The sequence below is a fragment of the Bacillus sp. GW823-FHT06A11 genome (assembly GCF_058795355.1).
Window position 1 is genome coordinate 606,200 of the sequence record NZ_JBXAHS010000002.1, and the last position, 22,454, is coordinate 628,653.

General features: G+C 36.7%; 23 protein-coding genes. 22 read left to right on the forward strand and 1 reads right to left on the reverse strand.

Features of this window, described 5'->3' with window-relative positions; all coding sequences use genetic code 11:
• The first annotated feature begins 55 nt into the window (after positions 1-55).
• The 19 genes from AC1Q8L_RS11705 to AC1Q8L_RS11795 all read left to right on the forward strand — a co-directional run bounded on the left by AC1Q8L_RS11705 (position 56) and on the right by AC1Q8L_RS11795 (position 18,687).
• Entirely contained in the window at positions 56-2,128 is a 2,073-nt protein-coding gene (locus tag AC1Q8L_RS11705) for a sigma-54 interaction domain-containing protein (protein ID WP_000810977.1), read from the forward strand.
• A 195-nt stretch (positions 2,129-2,323) separates the two neighbouring features.
• The gene (gene yqiS / locus AC1Q8L_RS11710) at positions 2,324-3,223 is read left to right on the forward strand and encodes a phosphate butyryltransferase (protein WP_000764675.1); all 900 of its coding nucleotides are present in this window, start codon (positions 2,324-2,326) and stop codon (positions 3,221-3,223) included.
• Between the two features lie 34 nt (positions 3,224-3,257).
• On the forward strand, positions 3,258-4,358 hold the full coding sequence (locus AC1Q8L_RS11715) for a leucine dehydrogenase (RefSeq protein ID WP_000171355.1): 1,101 nt from the start codon (positions 3,258-3,260) through the stop codon (positions 4,356-4,358).
• A gap of 87 nt (positions 4,359-4,445) precedes the next feature.
• On the forward strand, positions 4,446-5,549 hold the full coding sequence (buk, locus tag AC1Q8L_RS11720; protein ID WP_000115781.1) for a butyrate kinase: 1,104 nt from the start codon (positions 4,446-4,448) through the stop codon (positions 5,547-5,549).
• 4 nt (positions 5,550-5,553) lie between these two features.
• The gene (gene lpdA / locus AC1Q8L_RS11725; protein WP_001051295.1) at positions 5,554-6,975 is read left to right on the forward strand and encodes a dihydrolipoyl dehydrogenase; all 1,422 of its coding nucleotides are present in this window, start codon (positions 5,554-5,556) and stop codon (positions 6,973-6,975) included.
• Between the two features lie 27 nt (positions 6,976-7,002).
• Positions 7,003-8,004 carry a 3-methyl-2-oxobutanoate dehydrogenase subunit alpha gene (gene bfmBAA / locus AC1Q8L_RS11730; RefSeq protein ID WP_000852551.1) on the forward strand — a complete coding sequence of 334 codons (1,002 nt, stop codon included), beginning with the start codon at positions 7,003-7,005 and terminating at the stop codon, positions 8,002-8,004.
• A 13-nt stretch (positions 8,005-8,017) separates the two neighbouring features.
• Positions 8,018-9,001 (forward strand): 3-methyl-2-oxobutanoate dehydrogenase subunit beta, encoded by a 984-nt coding sequence (gene bfmBAB / locus AC1Q8L_RS11735; protein WP_000290071.1) that lies wholly within the window; start codon positions 8,018-8,020, stop codon positions 8,999-9,001.
• 15 nt (positions 9,002-9,016) lie between these two features.
• Complete coding sequence (locus tag AC1Q8L_RS11740) at positions 9,017-10,336, forward strand: dihydrolipoamide acetyltransferase family protein (protein WP_000257642.1); 1,320 nt, start codon at positions 9,017-9,019, stop codon at positions 10,334-10,336.
• A gap of 342 nt (positions 10,337-10,678) precedes the next feature.
• Positions 10,679-11,857, forward strand: coding sequence for an FtsW/RodA/SpoVE family cell cycle protein (locus AC1Q8L_RS11745; RefSeq protein ID WP_000831181.1), 1,179 nt, complete (start codon positions 10,679-10,681; stop codon positions 11,855-11,857).
• Between the two features lie 108 nt (positions 11,858-11,965).
• Positions 11,966-12,670: a DUF421 domain-containing protein gene (locus AC1Q8L_RS11750; RefSeq protein ID WP_000550963.1), complete on the forward strand. Its 705-nt coding sequence runs from the start codon at positions 11,966-11,968 to the stop codon at positions 12,668-12,670.
• 70 nt (positions 12,671-12,740) lie between these two features.
• A complete protein-coding gene (locus AC1Q8L_RS11755; RefSeq protein WP_000542551.1) occupies positions 12,741-13,205 on the forward strand; it encodes an NUDIX hydrolase in 465 nt (154 codons plus the stop codon).
• Positions 13,206-13,326: 121 nt separating this feature from the next.
• On the forward strand, positions 13,327-13,734 hold the full coding sequence (locus tag AC1Q8L_RS11760) for a YjdF family protein (protein WP_000366603.1): 408 nt from the start codon (positions 13,327-13,329) through the stop codon (positions 13,732-13,734).
• 144 nt (positions 13,735-13,878) lie between these two features.
• On the forward strand, positions 13,879-14,292 hold the full coding sequence (locus tag AC1Q8L_RS11765; protein WP_001979317.1) for a BrxA/BrxB family bacilliredoxin: 414 nt from the start codon (positions 13,879-13,881) through the stop codon (positions 14,290-14,292).
• A 252-nt stretch (positions 14,293-14,544) separates the two neighbouring features.
• A complete protein-coding gene (locus AC1Q8L_RS11770) occupies positions 14,545-15,324 on the forward strand; it encodes a transporter substrate-binding domain-containing protein (protein ID WP_098661977.1) in 780 nt (259 codons plus the stop codon).
• 36 nt (positions 15,325-15,360) lie between these two features.
• Entirely contained in the window at positions 15,361-16,020 is a 660-nt protein-coding gene (locus AC1Q8L_RS11775; RefSeq protein WP_001046915.1) for an amino acid ABC transporter permease, read from the forward strand.
• Entirely contained in the window at positions 16,013-16,735 is a 723-nt protein-coding gene (locus AC1Q8L_RS11780) for an amino acid ABC transporter ATP-binding protein (RefSeq protein WP_000590203.1), read from the forward strand. Before AC1Q8L_RS11775 ends, AC1Q8L_RS11780 begins: the two co-directional genes overlap by 8 nt.
• A gap of 100 nt (positions 16,736-16,835) precedes the next feature.
• Positions 16,836-17,804, forward strand: a complete 969-nt coding sequence (locus AC1Q8L_RS11785) for an aromatic acid exporter family protein (RefSeq protein ID WP_098311703.1) — start codon at positions 16,836-16,838, stop codon at positions 17,802-17,804.
• Between the two features lie 16 nt (positions 17,805-17,820).
• A complete protein-coding gene (locus AC1Q8L_RS11790; protein ID WP_001146564.1) occupies positions 17,821-18,381 on the forward strand; it encodes a L,D-transpeptidase in 561 nt (186 codons plus the stop codon).
• 66 nt (positions 18,382-18,447) lie between these two features.
• On the forward strand, positions 18,448-18,687 hold the full coding sequence (locus AC1Q8L_RS11795; protein WP_000281167.1) for a DUF3894 domain-containing protein: 240 nt from the start codon (positions 18,448-18,450) through the stop codon (positions 18,685-18,687).
• Positions 18,688-18,759: 72 nt separating this feature from the next.
• Here AC1Q8L_RS11795 and prli42 read toward each other — a convergent pair whose 3' ends face one another.
• The gene (gene prli42, locus AC1Q8L_RS11800) at positions 18,760-18,852 is read right to left on the reverse strand and encodes a stressosome-associated protein Prli42 (RefSeq protein WP_000549037.1); all 93 of its coding nucleotides are present in this window, start codon (positions 18,850-18,852) and stop codon (positions 18,760-18,762) included.
• A 189-nt stretch (positions 18,853-19,041) separates the two neighbouring features.
• On the opposite strand from prli42, the gene AC1Q8L_RS11805 reads away from it, so the two are divergent.
• From AC1Q8L_RS11805 to AC1Q8L_RS11815, 3 genes are all read left to right on the forward strand, one after another.
• A complete protein-coding gene (locus AC1Q8L_RS11805) occupies positions 19,042-19,587 on the forward strand; it encodes a GNAT family N-acetyltransferase (RefSeq protein WP_025118231.1) in 546 nt (181 codons plus the stop codon).
• Positions 19,588-19,714: 127 nt separating this feature from the next.
• Positions 19,715-20,833 carry a tripeptidase T gene (locus AC1Q8L_RS11810; RefSeq protein WP_000609816.1) on the forward strand — a complete coding sequence of 373 codons (1,119 nt, stop codon included), beginning with the start codon at positions 19,715-19,717 and terminating at the stop codon, positions 20,831-20,833.
• 343 nt (positions 20,834-21,176) lie between these two features.
• Positions 21,177-22,415 (forward strand): DNA polymerase IV, encoded by a 1,239-nt coding sequence (locus tag AC1Q8L_RS11815; protein WP_098311702.1) that lies wholly within the window; start codon positions 21,177-21,179, stop codon positions 22,413-22,415.
• Positions 22,416-22,454: the final 39 nt, after the last annotated feature.

Consider the following 22,454-nt stretch of genomic DNA (forward strand, 5'->3'; position numbering starts at 1 on the left):
GTAAGATAAGGGTGTGAAAAAATTTGCAGAGTTACTTCGAGAGGAAGTGTAATATATGAAACAAAAAGTATTAATTGTTGGTGCAGGTGAAGGCGGGAGCGCACTGCTGAATCTGTTACAAAGTTCGAATATATTTCAAATTATAGGGATTATTGATATAAATCCATTGGCAAAAGGATTACAAATTGCTAAGGAATATGGAATTTCAATTGGAGAAAGTGTAACTCCATTTCTTTCTATGCATATCGATGTAATATTTGATATGACAGGTGAAGATGATGTCCATAAAATTTTATTGAAAAAAAAGAAAAAAGACACTCTTCTTATACCAGGTGATATTGCAAAAATTGTTACAGGATTAGCGCATGAGAAGGAAGGGTTAATTGGGCGGTTAGAGGAACAGACGCAACAAGGAGAATTAATTTTAAATTCTACGCATGACGGCATGATCGTAATTGATCGAGAGGGACAAGTTCGTCTTTTTAATAAAAGTGCAGAGCGTATTATCGGATATAAAAAAGAAGAGGCGATAGGAAAATATATTTTAGAAGTCATTCCCACTAGTAAATTACTTCGCATTATACGTACGAAACAAATAGAAGTAAATTATGAACTAACATTAGAGAATGGAAAGAAAATTATTACAACGCGTATACCGATATTAAAAGAGGGCGGAGAGGTACAAGGGGCATTTGCAATTTTTAAAGATATAACAGAAGTTGTAGATTTAGCGGAAGAAGTTACAGACTTAAAAGAAATTCAAACACTATTAGAGGCAATTATCAACTCATCTGAAGAAGCGATTTCGGTTGTGGATGAAAAAGGAAGAGGTTTAGTCATTAACCCGGCATATACGAAATTAACGGGTCTAACAGAAGAAGATATTATTGGGAAGCCTGCTACAACTGATATTGTAGAAGGCGAAAGTATGCATATGAAAGTACTTCGAACGCGTCGTGCGGTGCGCGGAATACATATGAAGATTGGGCAAAAAAAGCGCGATGTAATTGTAAACGTAGCGCCAGTTATTGTGGATGGAATATTGAAAGGAAGCGTTGGCGTTATCCGTGACGTGTCGGAAATTCAAAAGTTAACAAATGAATTGAATAGAGCAAGGCAAATTATTCGCACATTAGAAGCAAAATATTCATTTGATGATATTGTCGGAAATTCAGATGAAACAACGGCAGCTATCGAACAGGCGAAGCTAGGAGCGAATACACCAGCAACGGTACTGTTACGCGGTGAATCTGGGACTGGTAAAGAATTGTTTGCACATGCAATCCATAATGGAAGTAATCGAAAATACAATAAATTCGTCCGTGTAAACTGTGCGGCCATTTCGGAGACGTTGTTAGAAAGTGAATTATTTGGTTATGAGGAAGGGGCGTTTTCTGGAGCGAAAAGAGGCGGGAAACGTGGGTTCTTTGAGGAAGCGAATAACGGTAGTATTTTTTTAGATGAAATAGGGGAGTTATCTGCAAATACACAAGCGAAACTCCTTCGTGTATTGCAGGAAAAAGAAATTGTAAAAGTTGGTGGGACGAAAGCGATACCCATTAATGTTCGAGTAATTGCAGCGACACATGTGAATTTAGAAAAGGCTATTCTAGAAGGGAAGTTTAGGGAGGATTTATATTATCGATTAAATAAAATTCCAATTCAAATTCCATCTCTTCGTCAACGTAAAGGAGATATACCGAAAATTGCGGACAGGTTGATTCAAAAAATTAATCAAGATTATGGTCGTAATGTAGAAGGGCTCACTGATTCAGCTATTTTATATTTACAATCATACGAATGGCCAGGAAATGTGAGAGAACTTGAAAATATTTTAGGACGAGCGATTATTTTTATGAATTATAACGAGATCTATATTGATGTACAACATTTACCACCATTACATAATGAAGAGCAGGTGGAGTCAAAGCAATCTCATTTATTACCTGAATTAGAAGAAAAGCCACTTGAACATTTAGTAACAGAGTTTGAAGGGAATATTATTCATGAATATTTGGAGAGATTTGATGGGAATAAAACACAAACTGCAAAAGCGTTAGGAATTTCCGTTCGAAATTTATATTATAAGCTAGAAAAGTATGACCATGCAAAAAATAGCATGCAATAAATTGCGTACCGTGCAATTTATTGCATGGTATACAAAAAGCGACAAAATAAGACAGAATCTTTTGTTATTTTCCAAAGTATTGATTTTACTGCATTTTGAATGCGTTTTCATTATTGGTAAGACCACTTTTAAAAGTTGGCACGGTATTTGCTTTATAAATAGACGAGGGACGACGGAAAGGGTTGATTACAAAATATGAAGTTAGAATACTTAATTGATCAAGCAGCGGGACAGCCTAAAAAAACTGTAGCTGTAGCAGTAGCTGAAGATCATGAAGTAATTGAAGCTGTAGCGAAAGCAATTAAATTACAGCTAGCTCAATTTCGTCTATATGGAAATCAAGAAAAAATAATGGGGATGCTACAAGAACATGGTTTACAAACTTCAGAACATGTTGAAGTGATTGCAGCAATGTCTAATGCAGAGGCTGCAGAACTTTCTGTTAAAGCTGTGAGAAATGGTGAGGCAGACGTGCTTATGAAGGGGAACATCCCAACAGCGAATATTTTGAAGGCTGTGTTAAACAAAGAGTGGGGCCTACGTAAAGGTAGCGTACTTTCACATGTAGCAGCATTTGAAGTTCCAAATTATGATCGTCTTATTTTCGTTACAGATGCAGCGATGAACATCGCACCTGATGTAACACAAAAAGCTGCTATTATACAAAATACTGTAGAAGTTGCCCGGGCAATAGGAATCGACTTGCCAAAAGTGGCACCAATTGCAGCAGTAGAAGTTGTGAATCCAGCGATGCAGGCGACAATTGATGCAGCGATGTTAACACAAATGAATCGCCGCGGACAAATTAAAGATTGTATCGTTGATGGACCACTTGCTTTAGATAATGCAGTATCACAAATTGCAGCAGAGCATAAAGGCATAGTAAGTGATGTAGCAGGTAAGGCAGATATTTTACTCGTCCCAACGATTGAAGCTGGAAATGTGCTATATAAATCACTCGTATACTTTGCGGATGCAAAAGTAGGAGCAATGATTGCTGGCGCAAAAGCACCGATTGTTTTAACATCTCGTGCTGATTCAGCAGAAACAAAAGTATATTCATTAGCATTGGCAGTTGCGACTGCTTCAAAATAAACCAAAAAGGGTAAAACATTAGGGGGAAACGACAATGACATTAGAAATCTTCGAATACTTAGAAAAATATGATTATGAGCAAGTGGTATTTTGTCAAGATAAAGAATCTGGTTTAAAAGCAATTATTGCAATTCATGATACAACACTTGGACCGGCTCTTGGTGGAACAAGAATGTGGACATATGATTCTGAAGAAGCGGCGATTGAAGATGCATTGCGTCTTGCAAAAGGGATGACATACAAAAACGCAGCAGCTGGTTTAAACTTAGGTGGTGCGAAAACAGTAATTATCGGTGATCCTCGTAAAGATAAGAGCGAAGCAATGTTCCGTGCACTAGGACGTTATATCCAAGGACTAAACGGACGATACATTACAGCTGAAGATGTTGGTACAACAGTAGATGATATGGATATTATCCACGAAGAAACTGACTTTGTAACAGGTATCTCACCATCATTCGGTTCTTCTGGTAACCCATCTCCAGTAACTGCATACGGTGTTTATCGTGGTATGAAAGCAGCTGCAAAAGAAGCTTTCGGTACTGACAATTTAGAAGGAAAAGTAATTGCTGTTCAAGGCGTTGGTAACGTAGCATATCATCTATGCAAACATTTACACGCTGAAGGAGCAAAATTAATCGTTACAGATATTAATAAAGAAGCTGTACAACGTGCTGTAGAAGAATTCGGTGCATCAGCAGTTGAACCAAATGAAATTTACGGTGTTGAATGCGATATTTACGCACCATGTGCATTAGGCGCAACAGTTAATGATGAAACTATTCCACAACTTAAAGCAAAAGTAATCGCAGGTTCTGCAAATAACCAATTAAAAGAAGATCGTCACGGTGACATCATTCATGAAATGGGTATTGTATACGCACCAGATTATGTAATTAATGCAGGTGGCGTAATTAACGTAGCAGACGAATTATATGGATACAATAGAGAACGTGCACTAAAACGTGTTGAGTCTATTTATGACACGATTGCAAAAGTAATCGAAATTTCAAAACGCGATGGCATAGCAACTTATGTAGCGGCAGATCGTCTAGCTGAAGAGCGCATTGCAAGCTTGAAAAATTCTCGTAGCACTTACTTACGCAACGGTCACGATATTATTAGCCGTCGCTAATCATTCATATATAACTTTTACAAAAGGTGTGGTTACCTCTTATGAGGTTTCCGCTTCCTTTTGAATTTATTAGTGGAGGTAGCAACATTGTCTGTAAATCGAATTCTTGTTATTAACCCAGGTAGTACATCCACAAAAATTGGTGTTTTTGATAATGAAAGACCCGTTCTAGAAGAAACGATTCGTCATGACGTAGAACAGATTGGAAAATATAAGAGAATTATCGACCAATATGAGTTTCGAAAAGAAACGATTTTAGAAGTTCTACATTCTCATGGTATTAACATTTCAAAATTAAACGCTGTTTGTGGGCGTGGTGGATTACTTCGTCCAATCGAAGGCGGTACGTATACAGTAAACGATGCGATGTTAGAAGATTTGAAAAATGGCTTTAGCGGTCATCACGCTTCAAACCTTGGAGGCATTTTAGCATATGAAATTGCTTCTGGATTAAACATTCCTGCATTCATTGTGGATCCTGTCGTTGTAGATGAGATGGAGCCGGTTGCTCGTATAAGTGGTATTGCTGGTATGGAACGCAAAAGTATCTTCCATGCATTAAATCAAAAAGCAGTTGCTCGTAAAGTAGCTGAACAGTTAAATCACAAATACGAGGATTTAAATTTATTAGTTACACATATGGGTGGCGGTATTACAGTTGGTGCTCATAAAAAAGGAAGAGTAATCGATGTGAATAACGGTTTAAACGGAGAAGGACCATTTAGTCCAGAGCGCGCTGGTACAGTACCAGTAGGGCAACTAGTAGAAATGTGTTTCTCTGGTGAGTATTACCGTGATGAAATGATTAAAAAACTTGTCGGACAAGGTGGACTTGTAAGTTTAATCGGTACAAATGATGCGATTAAAGTAGAGCAAATGGTTGAAAAAGGTGATCCTGAAGCAACTCTTATTTATAAAGCAATGGCATATCAAGTTGCAAAAGAGATTGGCGGAGCTAGCGCTGTACTTCACGGGAAAATCGATGCAATCGTATTAACTGGTGGACTGGCATACAGTAAAATTCTTGTCGATGAAATAAAAGAGCGAGTGGACTGGATTGCAGATGTTATCGTACATCCAGGCGAAGATGAGTTAGAAGCGTTAGCAGAAGGAGCACTTCGTGTATTACGTGAAGAAGAAGCTCCAAAAGAATACGTTGTACGTGAAAAAGAAACGGTAGCTAGGGGTTGAGATAATGGCAAAAGAATATGATTTAGTCATCGTTGGCGGCGGTACTGGTGGATATGTTGCTGCAATTCGTGCATCACAATTAGGGTTAAAAACAGCACTAGTCGAAAAAGAAAATCTTGGTGGTACTTGTTTACACAAAGGATGTATTCCTAGTAAAGCTCTTTTACGTAGTGCGGAAGTATATGCAACTGCTAAAAAAAGCGAAGAGTTCGGAGTTATTGCAAGCAATGTAGAACTAAACTTTGCGAAAGTACAAGAGCGTAAAGAGAAGATTGTAACGCAGCTTCATAAAGGCGTTCAACATTTAATGAAACAAGGTAAAATTGATGTGTTTGAAGGTATTGGTCGTATTCTTGGCCCGTCTATTTTCTCTCCTATGCCAGGGACAATTTCAGTTGAACTTGCAAGTGGAGAAGAGAATGAAATGTTAATTCCAAAAAATGTACTTGTTGCAACAGGTTCTCGTCCAAATTCATTACCAGGTTTAGAATTAGATGGAGAATACGTAATGTCTTCGGATCATGCTCTAAAAATGGAAACGCTTCCTAGTTCGATTATTATCGTTGGTGGCGGTGTAATCGGTATTGAGTGGGCATCTATGCTTGCTGACTTCGGTGTAGAAGTTACAGTATTAGAGTATGCAAAAACGATATTACCACTAGAAGATCAAGACGTTTCAAAAGAAATGCAACGTCTATTCAAGAAAAAAGGTATTAAAGTGGTAACTGGTGCAAAAGTATTACCAGAAACATTGGTAAAAGATAATGGAGTAACAATCCAAGCTGAACACAACGGTGAAAATAAAGAATTTAAAGCAGAAAAAATGCTTGTATCTGTAGGAAGACAAGCGAATACGCAAAATATTGGCTTAGAGAACACAGATATCGTTGTGGAAAAAGGATACATTCAAACAAATGAGTTTTATCAAACGAAAGAATCGCATATTTACGCAATTGGAGATGTAATCGGTGGCCTGCAACTTGCTCACGTTGCTTCTCATGAAGGAATTGCTGCAGTAGAACATATTGCAGGGAAAGAAGTTACACCAATTGATTACTCTATGGTATCAAAATGCGTATATAGCAGTCCAGAAGTTGCTTCTGTTGGCTTAACAGAACAAGAAGCGAAAGAAAAAGGCTATAAGTTAAAAGTAGGTAAGTTCTCATTCCGCGCAATCGGAAAAGCACTTGTATACGGAGAATCAGATGGTTTCGTAAAACTTGTAGTTGATGAAGAGACAAATGACATTCTTGGTGTTCATATGATTGGACCACATGTAACAGATATGATTTCTGAAGCTGGTCTTGCAAGAGTACTTGATGCAACACCTTGGGAAGTAGCACATACAATTCATCCGCATCCATCATTATCTGAGGCGATTGGTGAAGCAGCACTTGCTGTAGATGGAAGAGCGTTACACGCATAAAAATGTGGATTTAGGAGGTTATGAAAAATGGCAGAAGTAAAAGAAAAGCGCCATGAAGAGCTTGGCTTAAGTGATGAGCAAGTATTAGAAATGTTCCGTACGATGTTACTTGCACGTAAAATCGACGAACGTATGTGGTTATTAAACCGCGCTGGTAAAATTCCATTCGTAATTTCTTGTCAAGGACAAGAGGCTGCACAAGTTGGAGCGGCGTTCGCTCTTGATAGAGAGAAAGATTATGCATTACCATACTATCGTGATATGGGTGTTGTACTAGCATTTGGTATGACAGCTAAAGAGCTTATGTTGTCTGCTTTCGCGAAAGCTGGAGATCCAAACTCTGGTGGTCGTCAAATGCCTGGTCACTTCGGTCAAAAGAAAAATCGTATTGTTACAGGTTCATCTCCAGTAACAACGCAAGTACCACATGCAGTTGGTATTGCACTAGCTGGAAAAATGGAGAAGAAAGATTTAGTAACGTTCGTTACATTTGGAGAAGGTTCTTCAAACCAAGGTGACTTCCATGAAGGGGCAAACTTTGCTGGTGTACACAAACTACCTGTTATTTTTATGTGTGAAAATAACAAATATGCAATCTCTATTCCGGTTGAAAAACAATTAGCATGTAAAAACGTATCAGATCGTGCAATTGGTTATGGTATGCCTGGATATACAATAGACGGAAACGATCCGCTTGCAGTATATAAAGCTGTAAAAGAAGCAGCAGATCGCGGTCGTCGTGGTGAAGGCCCAACTTTAATTGAAACAGTATCATATCGTTTAACAGCACATTCTAGTGACGATGATGATCGTGTTTATCGTGATAAAGAAGAAGTAGAAGAAGCAAAGAAAAAAGATTCAATTATAACATTCGCGGCTTATTTAAAAGAAGCTGGTGTGTTAACTGAGGAATCGGAAAAACAAATGTTAGACGAAATTATGCATATCGTAAATGAAGCAACAGAATATGCAGAAAATGCTCCGTATGCAGCACCTGAAGATGCATTGAAGCACGTATACGCAGAATAGGGGGGAACGTTTCATGGCTGTAATGTCTTATATTGATGCTATTACATTAGCAATGCGCGAAGAAATGGAACGCGATGAGAAAGTATTCGTTTTAGGAGAAGATGTTGGTAAAAAAGGTGGCGTGTTTAAAGCGACACACGGTTTGTATGATCAATTTGGTGAAGATCGTGCGCTTGATGCACCGCTTGCAGAATCTGCAATTGCTGGGGTAGCAATTGGTGCAGCAATGTATGGTATGCGTCCAATCGCTGAAATGCAGTTTGCTGATTTCATCATGCCAGCAGTAAACCAAATTGTTTCTGAGGCAGCAAAAATTCGTTATCGTTCTAATAATGATTGGACTTGTCCAGTTACAATCCGTGCACCGTTTGGCGGGGGGGTTCACGGTGCATTGTATCATTCACAATCTGTAGAAGCGATGTTTGCAAACCAGCCAGGTTTAAAAATCGTTATCCCTTCTACACCATATGATGCAAAAGGCTTATTAAAAGCAGCCATTCGTGATGAAGATCCAGTATTATTCTTCGAACATAAACGTGCATATCGTTTAATTAAAGGTGAAGTGCCGGAGGATGACTACGTATTACCAATCGGAAAAGCAGATGTAAAACGTGAAGGTGATGATATTACAGTTATCACGTACGGATTATGTGTTCATTTTGCTCTTCAAGCAGCTGAAAAGTTAGCACAAGATGGCATCTCTGCACACATTCTTGATTTACGTACTGTATATCCATTAGATAAAGAAGCAATCATTGAAGCAGCTTCTAAAACAGGTAAAGTTCTTCTTGTAACAGAAGACAATAAAGAAGGAAGCATTATGAGTGAAGTGGCAGCAATTATTGCTGAAAACTGTCTATTTGATTTAGATGCGCCAATCGCACGTCTTGCAGGTCCAGACGTTCCAGCAATGCCATATGCACCAACAATGGAAAAATTCTTTATGGTAAATCCAGATAAAGTTGAAAAAGCAATGCGTGAACTTGCGGAATTTTAATCGGGGGGACTATACATGGCTGTAGAAAATATTACAATGCCTCAGCTCGGGGAGAGCGTTACAGAGGGCACAATTAGTAAATGGCTCGTTAATGTTGGCGATCACGTAAACAAGTATGATCCGCTTGCAGAAGTAATGACTGATAAAGTAAATGCTGAAGTACCATCTTCTTTCACTGGTATTGTGAAAGAGTTAATCGCTGGTGAAGGTGATACGTTAGCTGTAGGTGAAGTAGTTTGTGTGATTCAAGTAGAAGGCGCAGACGAAGTAGCAGCAACAGCTGTTGAGGAAAAAACGAAAGAAGAACCAAAGGCAGCAGCAATTACGCCTGAAAAAGCACCGAAAGTAAAACAACCAACTGATGGAAAACCACGTTTTTCACCAGCTGTGTTAAAACTTGCGGGTGAGCATAACGTTGATTTAGATCTAGTAGAGGGTACGGGAGCAAACGGCCGTATCACTCGTAAAGATATTTTAAAGCTAGTGGAATCTGGAAATATTCCGCAAGCAGGTGCGGCGAAGAAAGATGAAGCTGTAGCGGCGGTAGTAGAAGCTCGCCCAGAAGCACCAAAAGCAGCACCAGTAGCGCAAAAAGTAGAAGCTGCGAAACCAGTTTCTGTACCTACAATGCCTGGAGATATCGAAATTCCAGTCACAGGTGTGCGTAAAGCAATCGCAGCAAACATGTTACGTAGTAAACACGAAGCACCACATGCTTGGATGATGATTGAAGTAGATGTGACAAACCTTGTGTCATACCGTAACTCAATTAAAGGTGACTTTAAGAAGCGTGAAGGCTTTAACTTAACGTTCTTTGCTTTCTTCGTAAAAGCAGTGGCACAAGCGTTAAAAGAGTATCCTCAAATTAATTCAATGTGGGCTGGCGATAAAATTGTTCAGAAGAAAGATATTAACCTTTCTATCGCTGTTGCAACAGAGGAAGAACTATTTGTACCAGTAATTAAGCAAGCGGACGAGAAAACAATTAAAGGTATCGCTCGTGAAATTACAGAACTTGCAGGAAAAGTACGCACGAAATCGTTAAAAGCAGACGAAATGCAAGGTGGAACATTTACAATTAATAACACAGGATCATTCGGTTCTGTTCAATCTATGGGTATTATTAATTACCCACAAGCGGCTATTTTACAAGTTGAATCAATTGTAAAACGCCCAGTAATTATGGATAACGGTATGTTCGGTGCTCGTGACATGGTTAACTTATGTTTATCACTTGATCACCGCGTACTTGATGGTTTAATTTGTGGTAAGTTCTTAGGACGTGTTAAAGAAATTTTGGAAAACATGTCAGAAAATAATACATCTGTATATTAATAAAAAGCTCGCTTATGCGAGCTTTTTATTATCTTATTTCTTCATCTACATCCTACTATATGTATAAATACCTTTCCCAGTAATCTTACAATAAACGATTATGTATTAGGAATTTACGAAAATACATTGCTGATATATGGTATATGGATATAAAATAAGAAAAGAATAATTTTTTTGGCAAATCTTACTGATGAAACTGTAGTATAATATATTGTATTGTATGAAAAAGAGAGTTATTCTATATAAGTGTTTTATAGATAATGTGTAATCAGTCGTCAAAACATGAAGAATGTTGACTCCTGGTTTTTTATTTTTGCCGTAACAATGTTTCAGGAGGATGTCATGAAAAGAAGTACCGAGTTTCTAAAAAGTTTAGATGTAAAATTAATTTTAATTTTGTGTGCACTATGTGTGACGAGTATAGCTGCTATATATAGCAGTCAGCAAACGGGACAGTATGGAGCTGCAAACTTTGCTATGAAACAAGGTGTTAACTACATAATTGGGGTTGTATTGTTACTTCTTGTTGCAAGCATTGATTTAGATCAGTTACAAAAATTATCTTGGCCGCTTTATATTGCTGGGTTTGCTTCACTTATTCTTTTGAAAGTATTACCACCATCAGGTTTTACACCTGAAAAATTAGGTGCAAAAAGATGGTTTGTTTTCCCAGTATTTGGACAAATTCAGCCGTCTGAGTTTTTCAAAATTGCATTGCTACTTGTAGTAGCGAGTATAGCAGTAAAACATAATGCACAGTATATGGCAAGGACATTCCAAACAGATTTAAAGCTAGTAGGTAAAATTATGCTAGTGTCACTTCCACCTATGGCGGTTGTATATAGTCAACCTGATACAGGTATGGTGTTCTTATATGCTGCTGCTATTGCATGTATTTTATTTATGTCAGGTATTCAAAAGAAATTGATAGCATTATGTACAGTTATTCCGTTGACCATATTATCTGCTTTAATATTTATTTTCTTTAAGTATCAAGATTTTTTCTATAATAATTTAGTTACTTTACTAAAACCTCACCAACAGTCGCGTATTGTAGGTTGGTTAAATCCATTTGAAAATGCAGATCAAGGTTATCAAACGCAACAATCGATTTTAGCTGTAGGTAGTGGAGGAATGGAAGGTAAAGGGTTTGGGGGAGGAAGCGTCTATATCCCAGAGAAGCATACTGACTTTATTTTCGCTACAATTGCCGAAGAAGGTGGATTTATCGTAGCAGCGTTAGTTGTCTTCTTGTTCCTATTACTACTATATCGAACAATTATTATTGGTTATTCCGCTGATAATTTATTTGGTACATTATTATGCGCTGGATCGATCGGTATATTAACAGTTCAAATATTCCAAAACATCGGTATGATCGTTGGATTAATGCCTGTAAAAGGTATTGCATTACCTTTCTTATCGTATGGGGGAAGTTCCTTATTCTCGAATATGATTATGATGGGGCTCATACTATCGGTACGGAAAACTTATAAAAAATATATGTTTTCAGTTAAGTAAAAAAAGCTGGTTCGTTTTTAAACGAACCAGCTTTTTTTACATATATGCTCATAAACGTTGCAAACTAAAACAGGATAGCAGTTTGAGACGGGTAAGGAGTGCAAAGTGATGCATATGCATATTTTTGAAGGAGCACGGCATCTTTCTAATAGTGAATGGGTTATTCGGGCTATTATAGCATACATATTTTTAATATTAGTTGCGAAAGCAATGGGGCAAAGGTCTATCGCACAACTTCGTTTTTTAGATGTTGTATTAGTGTTATTGCTTGGTGGGAATATTTCTAACGCATTGTCTGATGAAAAAGTAGGGTTACTGGGCTCGATGATTACAACGTTCATACTCGTTGTACTTCATATTATAAGCTCAGTTTTAATGCTGAAATGGGATAGATGGAGACGCTTTTTAGAGCCAGCACCTATCATTCTTATACATAATGGTTCCATTGATTTTAGCAATTTGAAAAAGGCGAGAATTACCGTGGAATATTTGTTTTCGGAACTTCGCATGCGAAATGTGAGCGATATTCAAACGATTAAATTAGCATTATGGGAAGCGAACGGTGTCGTTTCTATATTTCGGTATCCAGAATATGAAGCAGTTTCGCGGCTTGATCTTAAAGTGGCGGGAAGAAAATCTCCAGTTTCTTTTGTATTAGTAAAGGATGGGAGGATTCAGAAAGATGTTCTTGCATTATTAGGAAAAACAGAAGCGTGGGCGAGAGAATTTCTAGAGGAGAGTACAGAAGTCGAATCCATTATGTTAGCTACAGTAGATGAATCACATAAAATAAATATTTTGTTAAAAAAATGAAAAATATACGCATTTTGTCGTTTCGTACATATGATACAATAGTGTGGACAACGAAAAAGGAGGCGATACGGTGGGATATGTAGAAGAATTACGAAAAATAGTTGGTCATCGCCCTTTAATTTTAGTTGGTGCTGTTGTACTCGTTATAAATGAAAATGGATATGTTTTATTGCAGCAGCGGACAGAGCCGTACGGAAAATGGGGGCTACCTGGCGGGCTAATGGAGCTTAGTGAATCACCAGAAGAAACAGCTTATCGTGAAGTATATGAAGAGACAGGAATAAAAGTGAAGAACTTGCGACTAATCAATGTATTTTCTGGAGCGAACTACTTTACAAAATTAGCAAACGGTGATGAATTTCAATCTGTAACAACCGCCTATTATACGGATGAATACGAAGGGGATTTTGTTATGAATAAAGAAGAAGCAGTTCAGCTTAAATTCTTTTCAGTAACAGAACTACCTGACTATATTGTAGGATCGCATAAAAAAATGATTGCTGAATATATGAAGATTATGGAAAAAAAGATATAATAATAGTGAAAGAAATACAAAAACACAGTTCTGGTTGGTAGTCCAGACGCATGATTTCATGTCAGTAACCTTCCCCTCCGGGATGTCCCGTATTTCTAATCTTTTAAAGGAGGGGCTGTCAATGGATTTGACAGTATATCACGATGGCCAATTTTTTGTTGGAATTATTACATGCAAAGAACAAGGGAAATTGTATGGAGCGAGGTATATTTTTGGAGCGGAACCGTCAGATGAAGAAGTGCTTATGTTTGTGAATGGTTCACTTTTAGAGCATTTTCAGCATTTTGCAAAATGTGGTGTAGAAGTTAAAGAAAAACAGCGTCCTAAAAACATAAAGCGTATCATACGACAAGCAGCAAAAGAAACAAATGTTAAACGTTTTACTAAGGCGCAAGAGGCGATTAGTTTATCTTATGAATTGCATAAACAAGAAAAGAAAGTGCAGTCTAAGGAGAAGCGAGAAGCTGAAAAAGAAAGAAGACGTTTAATTAAAGTACAAAAAGCAAAGCAAAAACATCGTGGTCATTAAAGAAAAGGTGTTAGAGCAATTGCTCTAACACCTTTTCTATACTGAAATACAAGTAAACTTACTTGTATTTCATAAACATTAACTGGTAAGATACAAATAGGTAGTTTTAGAGGAGGGAAAAGAGTGATTAATTTTAACTTTTTTATGAATGATGTTGTCCGCCAAGCGCGTGAAGAGATTGTCTCTGCTGGATATACAGAATTGACGACGCCAGAAGCGGTAGAAGAAGCGTTTAAAAGAAATGGAACAACACTTGTAATGGTAAACTCTGTATGTGGTTGTGCAGGTGGTATTGCTCGTCCTGCTGCTGCGCATTCCGTACATTATGATAAACGTCCTAACCACCTTGTAACGGTGTTTGCAGGTCAAGATAAAGAAGCGACAGCAAGAGCGCGTGAATATTTCGAAGGGTACCCACCTTCTTCTCCATCATTTGCTTTATTAAAAGATGGAAAAATTGTAACGATGGTAGAGCGTCATGAAATTGAAGGTCATGAACCGATGCAAGTTATTGCGAAACTACAATCATATTTTGAAGAGAATTGTGAAGAACTATAAAAAATAAGAGAAAAGGCGGCACATCCACAATCAAGTGGATGTGCCGCCTTTTTTATTTATTATTAAAATTTCAGAGATATGCATAGTTATGTTGTTTTATGCATTATTTTATACATAAAAAATAGCGTATATATTGTTTTATTATTTATTTTTATTTTATATATTGCATAAAAATAAAAGTGCTGATACAATACAAACATCGAATAAATATTCTATTAAACTTTTAAATATACATTATTAGGGGGAAGAAAGATGAAGAAGTTAGTATCAATATCGTTTGCACTTATTTTAATTGTAAGTATATTCAGCGCTTGTAGTAATGGGGAATCGAAAGAAACAAAAGGAAATAAGAAAGTACTCGTAATGGGGACTTCAGCAGATTATAAACCATATGAATACGTGGAAGCTTCAAAAAGTGATGAAATTATTGGTTTTGATGTTGATGTTGCTAAATATATCGGAAAAGAACTTGGGTATGAAGTGAAAGTGAAAGATATGGATTTTGGTGGTTTATTAGCATCTCTTAGTTCAGGAAAAGTTGATTTCGTAATGGCAGGCATGACGCCAACTGCAGAGCGTAAAAATAATGTTGATTTTACAGATATTTATTTTGTTGCGAAAAATATGGTTGTTTCTAAAAAGGATTCTAACATTAAATCTGTAGAGGATTTAAAAGGGAAAAAAGTAGGGGTACAAACAGGATCTATTCAAGAAGAGAAAGCGGCAGAATTAAAAAAACAAGTAGATTTCCAAGTTGAGGGACGTGACCGTATACCAGAAATCGTACAAGAAATTAAAGCTGGTCGTTTTGACGCTGCAATTATAGAAGACACAGTTGCTAAAAATTATTTAGAGAAAATGAAAGATTTACAAGGAATTGAAATTAAAGAAGCGCCAGAAGAAGTTGGAGCAGCAATTGCCCTTCCGAAAAACAGTGATAAAACAGCTGAATTTAATAAAGTAATTAAAAAAATGCAAGAAAATGGAGAAATGGATAAATTAGTGAAGAAATGGTTTGGCAGCGGAAAATAAGCTGCCTTTCACTTTTCTGTGAGGGGAATGAAAAGAATGAACTTAGATTTTTCGGCGATTACGCCTTCGATACCATATATACTAAAAGGTTTAGAAGTTACTTTGAAAATTGTAGCGGTATCAGCTTTAGCAGGATTTATTTTAGGAACGTTATTAGCACTTTGTAAAATTGCTAGAATACGAGCATTAAATATAGCAGCAGATTTTTATACATCAATTTTTCGTGGTACACCACTTGTATTGCAATTAATGATTATTTATTTCGGTGTCCCGCAAATAATTGGTTATGAAATACCAGCATTCTTAGCAGCTGTACTTGCATTTAGCTTGAATTCAGGTGCATACATGTCAGAAGTAATTCGTGCTGGTATTCAAGCAGTTGATAAAGGACAAACAGAAGCAGCAATGGCTTTAGGGATACCATACGGAAAAATGATGAGAAATATTATTTTCCCTCAAGCATTAAAAAATATATTACCAGCGCTTGTGAACGAATTTGCGACACTTACGAAAGAATCAGCTGTAGTAACAGTAATAGGCGCGACTGATTTAATGCGTCGTGCTTACATCGTAGGCGGTGAGACATTTAAATATCTTGAACCATTACTTTTTGTTGGACTGATTTATTATATGTTAGTCATTATTCTTACATTAGTCGGGAAGGCAATTGAAGGGAGAATGAAGAAAAGTGATTAAAATTGAAAACCTTCATAAATCATTTGGTAAAAACGAAGTATTAAAAGGAATTACAACAACGATTGAAAAAGGGGAAGTAGTTGCAATTATAGGACCTTCTGGATCAGGAAAATCAACATTTTTACGTTGTATGAATATGTTAGAAGCACCAACGGATGGTCACATTTGGATTGGAACGGAAGAAGTAACGAATCCGAAAACGAATGTTATGCATGTTCGTGAAAATGTCGGTATGGTATTTCAGCATTTTCACTTATTTCCTCATATGACTGTATTAGAAAATATTACGTATGCTCCTATCAATGTAAAAGGGGTAACGAAGCAAGAAGCTGAAAAGAAAGCTGAGAAACTTTTAGAAAAGGTTGGATTAGTAGATAAAAAAAATACGTATCCGAATCGTTTGTCGGGAGGACAAAAGCAACGTGTAGCAATTGCAAGAGCGTTAGCGATGGAACCGGAAGTTATGTTATTTGATGAACCGACATCGGCGCTAGATCCAGAGATGGTGAAAGAAGTGTTAGAAGTTATGAAATCGTTAGTTACGACAGGAATGACGATGGCTATCGTTACACATGAAATGGGCTTTGCAAAAGAAGTGGCAGATCGTGTTCTTTTCTTGGACGGAGGAAAGCTTGTAGAAGATAGTGCGCCAGAAGAATTTTTTGCAGCGCCGAAAAGTGAACGTGCGCAACAATTTTTACAAAAAATATTGTAATATGAAAAGGTTATGTGAATAATAAGTAGAAAAGGATGACATTGTGTCATCCTTTTTTTATACTAGCTGTAAATACGTTTATACATATAGGAGCAATGATATGTTCAAAATTGGATACCGTACAGTAAAAACAGCAATAGGGACAGGCGCGGCAGTTTTTATTGCTCAGTTATTAGGATTAGAATTTTATAGTTCAGCAGGTATTTTAGTTATTTTATGTGTACAAAATACGAAGCGCAAATCGCTTCAAGTGTCGTTACATCGTTTTCTAGCGTGTGTATTATCAATGGTATTCGCGTTTTGTATTTTTGAAACGATCGGCTATACACCACTTGCAATTAGTATATTGTTACTTACATTTATTCCGACTGCAGTAATGCTTAAAATTCAAGAAGGTATTGTCACGAGTTCAGTTATTGTTATGCATCTATATTCATTGAAGCAAATTACATGGCTTATAGTTGGAAATGAAATTGCTATATTAACAATAGGAATTAGCGTGGCGTTATTAGTAAATATGTATATGCCGAGTAGTGAAAATAAGCTAAAAGAGTATCAGGATAAAATAGAGAGTAATTTTAAAACGATTTTGTTTGAAATGGTTGTGTATTTACGAAATCGAGAAAGTAGTTGGAGTGGAACAGAACTCATTGAAACCGAGAATATGTTAAATGAAGCAAGAGATTTATCGTTTAAAAAACTTGAGAATGCATTTATGCGAGAAGATGATTATTACTATCGTTATTTTAATATGCGTATGCAACAATTCGAAATTTTAGAGCGAATGATACCATTAGCAGCTTCTTTATCGTGGACGTATGAACAAGCTGACATGATTGCAGATGTTGTTGAAAACATTGGTAATGCTATTAGCCCTGAGAGTACAGGCGTTATTTCCTTAAGGCAGCTTCAAGAAATGAGGGAATTATTTAGAGACATGCCATTGCCAGCTACACGCGAAGAATTTGAGATACGTGCGAAACTTGTTCAACTTGTGTATGAAATGGAACAATATTTACTCATTAAAAGTCGCTTTAAGGGAAAGGATAATATAAAAGAACTTATATAGAAGGTAGGAATTATCTATGCCGTATCTTCTCTCTATCATATTATGTCTTTCTTTATCACCGATTTGGCCTCTTGGGGATAATCCACGTGCCGGAGATCCTTTTATTATTGTAAATAAAGCAACGAATAAATTAGCTTACATTGACGATGGAAAGATTCAAAAGGTTTTTCCAGTAGCGACAGGGAAAACGAATGAATTAACTCCAGAAGGAACTTTTGATGTTGTAATGAAAGCGAAGGATCCGTATTACATTGCGAAGGATATTCCAGGTGGATCGCCAAAAAATCCACTTGGATCCAGGTGGATTGGATTTAATGCAAGAGGAACTGATGGAAGTAAATATGGAATACATGGAACAAACCAACCGAGTTCAATTGGAAAGTATATTTCACAAGGATGTATAAGAATGAAGAAAAACGATGTGGAATATTTGTTTGATCGTATTCCAATTGGAACCAAAGTATGGATTGTGAAATCGAAAAAATCATTTCAGCAATTGGCAAAAGAAAAAGGAGCCGTTGCATATGAAGAAGCCAACGAAAAGGTTGGCTTTTTCTATTGTAATAAGTTGTCTTGACATGTGTACATAACCATGCGTTAATGAAAGTATAGAAAGATAAAATTAGATAAAGGGGTTGCTTATATGTACTTGAATCCAAAACTTTCGTATATGCAGTTTTTTATGGGATTTCTATTTGTTATTACATTCATATTGGCAACTTTTAATATATGTTCTTATCTTGTAGCGATTGTATGTATGGCATTACTTAATCTCACTTTTGTTATTGGGGCATTTCAGCAGAAACAATATACAAGTTTTGTAATAGCACTTGTAATGTCATTTTCCTTTAGTATTGTAGCGATTGTGTTTTATATAAAATAAACCATCTCGATGTCGAGATGGTTTATTTTGTCATGTGTAAAAAGTAAAAAAAGGACGAACACATCGCCCTTTTTACCAAAACATACTCGCGCCAGCAAGTAATGTTGTTACAAGCATAGAAATTAGCATCACATAAACCATAATTTTTTGAGCTTTTTTATGCATCGTTATACCTCCTTGCAAATCAGTACAATTTCATTGTAACGAGAAATGAAATTATGGACAAGGGGAGAGTAAGGACAAAATTCGGGAAGGGGTTGCAAAATATAACAGGAAATTTGAGTGTGTGTAGAGAATATAGTAAAAGGGTATATTGTTAATTTTTAGTTGGGCAAGCTGAAGAATGGAGATACGATGATGAAAATATACGAAACAGATCGTTTATATTTAAAGGAAATTGATGAGTCGTATGCTGAAACAGTTCTTCAATATTACGACAGAAATCGTGAGTTTTTAAAAGCTTGGGAAGAGTATAGACCGGATGATTTTTTTACGCTAGATTATCAAAAGAAAAAGTTGCAAAAGGATAGAAAAGAGTTCGAAGAAGGGAAAATCATCAGACTATGGATTTTTAAAAAGGGTGATGATACGAAAATAATTGGGTGTATTTCATTTAATTTAATCGTTCGTGGCATTTATCAATCTTGTGTACTCGGTTATAAATTAGATAAAGCAGAGTTAAACAAAGGGTATACGACAGAAGCGCTTAGAAAAGCAATTCAAGTTGCTTTTGAGGGATTTCAGTTACATCGTATAGAAGCTCCGATTATGCCTCGTAATTTAGCATCTATACAAGTAGTGACGAAGATAGGCTTTCAATATGAAGGCGTGTCTAGGAAGATGTTAATGGTAAATGGCGTGTGGGAGGATCATATGCGCTGGGTATTGTTAAATGAGTAATAGAAAGCAGATGGTTATCTAGACATGTAAACCATCTGTTTTTTGTCTTGTATTTCGAAACTTTTGCGAAATTCTGTTATAATTAATAGTGTTACATACATAATGGTAGTGCAGGAGGCGCAGTCTTATGATTAATCAAGAACGTTTAGTAAATGAATTTATGGAATTAGTACAAGTAGATTCTGAAACGAAATTTGAAGCAGAAATCTGCAAAGTATTAACGAAGAAATTTACAGATTTAGGTGTAGAAGTATTTGAAGATGACACAATGGCTGTAACTGGTCATGGTGCAGGTAACTTAATTTGTACTTTACCAGCAACAAAAGATGGTGTTGATACAATCTACTTTACTTCTCATATGGATACAGTAGTTCCTGGTAATGGAATTAAGCCTTCTATTAAAGATGGATATATCGTATCAGATGGTACAACAATTTTGGGCGCGGATGATAAAGCTGGATTAGCATCAATGTTCGAAGCAATCCGTGTTTTAAAAGAGAAAAATATCTCTCACGGTAAAATTGAATTTATTATTACAGTCGGAGAAGAATCAGGTCTTGTTGGTGCAAAAGCTTTAGATCGTGAGCGTATTACAGCGAAGTATGGCTACGCATTAGATAGCGATGGAAAAGTTGGTGAAATCGTTGTTGCAGCTCCAACACAAGCGAAAGTGAACGCAATTATTCGCGGGAAAACAGCTCACGCTGGTGTAGCACCGGAGAAAGGTGTATCTGCAATTACTATCGCAGCGAAAGCAATTGCGAAGATGCCACTTGGTCGCATTGACTCTGAAACGACTGCAAACATTGGACGTTTTGAAGGTGGTACACAAACGAATATCGTTTGCGATCATGTACAAATCTTTGCAGAAGCTCGTTCTTTAATCAATGAGAAAATGGAAGCACAAGTTGCGAAAATGAAAGAAGCATTTGAAACAACTGCAAAAGAAATGGGTGGTCATGCAGACGTTGAAGTAAACGTTATGTACCCAGGATTTAAATTTGCTGATGGCGATCACGTTGTAGAAGTTGCAAAACGTGCAGCTGAAAAAATTGGTCGTACACCTTCTCTTCACCAAAGTGGTGGCGGAAGTGATGCAAATGTAATTGCAGGACACGGTATCCCAACAGTTAACTTGGCAGTTGGTTATGAAGAAATTCATACAACAAACGAGAAGATTCCTGTTGAAGAGTTAGCAAAAACAGCAGAATTAGTTGTTGCAATTATTGAAGAAGTAGCGAAGTAATAGAATAGAAAAAGCGTGTAAATCAATTGTGATTTACACGCTTTTTATTTTGATTCGATTGTTTTTACAAGGCGTATAAGCCAATACAAGAAAAATCATAGCAGTATATAATATTAGACGAGAGAAAAATTCAAACGTATTCATGTTGAAAATTGGAAGGAGTAAATAATTATGATGATTAATATAACTACAAGGAACATATAGTTAATTTCACCATAATCAGCCTCTTTCACATGTGTATCCTCTTTATATGGATTATAAAAAAGAACAAGTAATTATTATAACTATTGTGCAAAATTTGATATAATAAAAGAACGAACGTTCTGATTAGGGAGTGAGTACTATGCGAGAAATGTATCCGAAAAATGGTCGTGTAATTTTACATGTAGATATGAATTGCTTTTTCGCATCTGTTGAAATTGCTCATGATCCATCATTACAAGGAAAGCCATTAGCGGTTGCTGGAAATGAAAAAGAGAGAAAAGGAATTATCATAACATGTAGTTATGAGGCGAGAGAATACGGAATACGTACGACGATGCCCCTTTGGGAAGCGAAAAGGTTATGCCCGCAATTAGTTGTAAGGCGTCCTAATTTCACATTATATCGCGAAGCTTCATTTCAAATGTTTCAAGTCCTTTCCCGTTTTACAGAAAAGATACAACCAGTCTCAATAGATGAAGGATATTTAGATATTACAGATTGCTACGCACTTGGTTCTCCTGTTGAAATAGCAAAGATGATTCAACAAGCACTATTAACAGAGTTGCAGCTTCCGTGTAGTATTGGAATCGCTCCAAATCTTTTCCTAGCAAAGACCGCTTCAGATATGAAAAAACCACTTGGTATTACCGTGCTTCGAAAACGCGATATTCCAGAACTGATTTGGCCACGTCCAGTTGGAGCAATGCATGGAATTGGTGAGAAAACAGCTGAAAAATTAAATGGTATTCATATACAGACAATTGAACAGTTGGCAAAGGGAGACGAGCATATCATTCGCGCTAAAATTGGCAAGCACGTTGTTGATTTGCAAAGGCGTGCAAAAGGTATGGATGATAGGGAAGTGGATCCGAGTCAAATGGGACAGCATAAAAGTGTCGGTAACTCGATGACTTTTTCAAAGGATATGGATGAAGAGAAAGAATTACTTGATATGTTAGAACGTTTATCAAAGTCAGTGAGTAAAAGGTTACAAAAGCGAACCCTTGTCAGCTATAATATTCAAATTATGATTAAATACCATGATAGACGAACAGTAACACGGAGTAAGCAATTGAAAAATGCGATTTGGGAAGAACGCGATATTTTTCAAGCAGCATCCCGTTTATGGAAGCAACATTGGGATGGTGATTCCATTCGTTTACTAGGTGTTACAGCTACTGAAATAGAGTGGAAGACAGAATCGGTGAAACAATTAGATTTGTTTTCATTTGAAGAGGATGCAAAAAAAGAACCGCTACTTGCTGTCATTGATCAAATTAATGATAAGTATGGAACACTGCTTTTACAACGAGGTAGTCAACTACTACGTAAGCAAGAGAAGTCGTTTCAACAAAAGTTAGAAAATAAATTTATGTAGAAGGTGTCATGAAGTAGTAAAAATCATGACACCTTTCCT

Excerpts from the sequence above, each read along its gene's own strand:
- AC1Q8L_RS11705 (WP_000810977.1), top strand. The coding sequence starts at position 56 with ATGAAACAAAAAGTATTAATTGTTGGTGCAGGTGAAGGCGGGAGCGCA.
- yqiS (WP_000764675.1), top strand. The coding sequence starts at position 2,324 with ATGAAGTTAGAATACTTAATTGATCAAGCAGCGGGACAGCCTAAAAAA.
- AC1Q8L_RS11715 (WP_000171355.1), top strand. The coding sequence starts at position 3,258 with ATGACATTAGAAATCTTCGAATACTTAGAAAAATATGATTATGAGCAA.
- lpdA (WP_001051295.1), top strand. The coding sequence starts at position 5,554 with ATGGCAAAAGAATATGATTTAGTCATCGTTGGCGGCGGTACTGGTGGA.
- bfmBAA (WP_000852551.1), top strand. The coding sequence starts at position 7,003 with ATGGCAGAAGTAAAAGAAAAGCGCCATGAAGAGCTTGGCTTAAGTGAT.
- bfmBAB (WP_000290071.1), top strand. The coding sequence starts at position 8,018 with ATGGCTGTAATGTCTTATATTGATGCTATTACATTAGCAATGCGCGAA.
- AC1Q8L_RS11740 (WP_000257642.1), top strand. The coding sequence starts at position 9,017 with ATGGCTGTAGAAAATATTACAATGCCTCAGCTCGGGGAGAGCGTTACA.
- AC1Q8L_RS11745 (WP_000831181.1), top strand. The coding sequence starts at position 10,679 with ATGAAAAGAAGTACCGAGTTTCTAAAAAGTTTAGATGTAAAATTAATT.
- AC1Q8L_RS11750 (WP_000550963.1), top strand. The coding sequence starts at position 11,966 with ATGCATATGCATATTTTTGAAGGAGCACGGCATCTTTCTAATAGTGAA.
- AC1Q8L_RS11760 (WP_000366603.1), top strand. The coding sequence starts at position 13,327 with ATGGATTTGACAGTATATCACGATGGCCAATTTTTTGTTGGAATTATT.
- AC1Q8L_RS11765 (WP_001979317.1), top strand. The coding sequence starts at position 13,879 with ATGAATGATGTTGTCCGCCAAGCGCGTGAAGAGATTGTCTCTGCTGGA.
- AC1Q8L_RS11770 (WP_098661977.1), top strand. The coding sequence starts at position 14,545 with ATGAAGAAGTTAGTATCAATATCGTTTGCACTTATTTTAATTGTAAGT.
- AC1Q8L_RS11775 (WP_001046915.1), top strand. The coding sequence starts at position 15,361 with ATGAACTTAGATTTTTCGGCGATTACGCCTTCGATACCATATATACTA.
- AC1Q8L_RS11785 (WP_098311703.1), top strand. The coding sequence starts at position 16,836 with ATGTTCAAAATTGGATACCGTACAGTAAAAACAGCAATAGGGACAGGC.
- AC1Q8L_RS11790 (WP_001146564.1), top strand. The coding sequence starts at position 17,821 with ATGCCGTATCTTCTCTCTATCATATTATGTCTTTCTTTATCACCGATT.
- AC1Q8L_RS11795 (WP_000281167.1), top strand. The coding sequence starts at position 18,448 with ATGTACTTGAATCCAAAACTTTCGTATATGCAGTTTTTTATGGGATTT.
- prli42 (WP_000549037.1), bottom strand. The coding sequence starts at position 18,852 with ATGCATAAAAAAGCTCAAAAAATTATGGTTTATGTGATGCTAATTTCT.
- AC1Q8L_RS11805 (WP_025118231.1), top strand. The coding sequence starts at position 19,042 with ATGATGAAAATATACGAAACAGATCGTTTATATTTAAAGGAAATTGAT.
- AC1Q8L_RS11810 (WP_000609816.1), top strand. The coding sequence starts at position 19,715 with ATGATTAATCAAGAACGTTTAGTAAATGAATTTATGGAATTAGTACAA.
- AC1Q8L_RS11815 (WP_098311702.1), top strand. The coding sequence starts at position 21,177 with ATGCGAGAAATGTATCCGAAAAATGGTCGTGTAATTTTACATGTAGAT.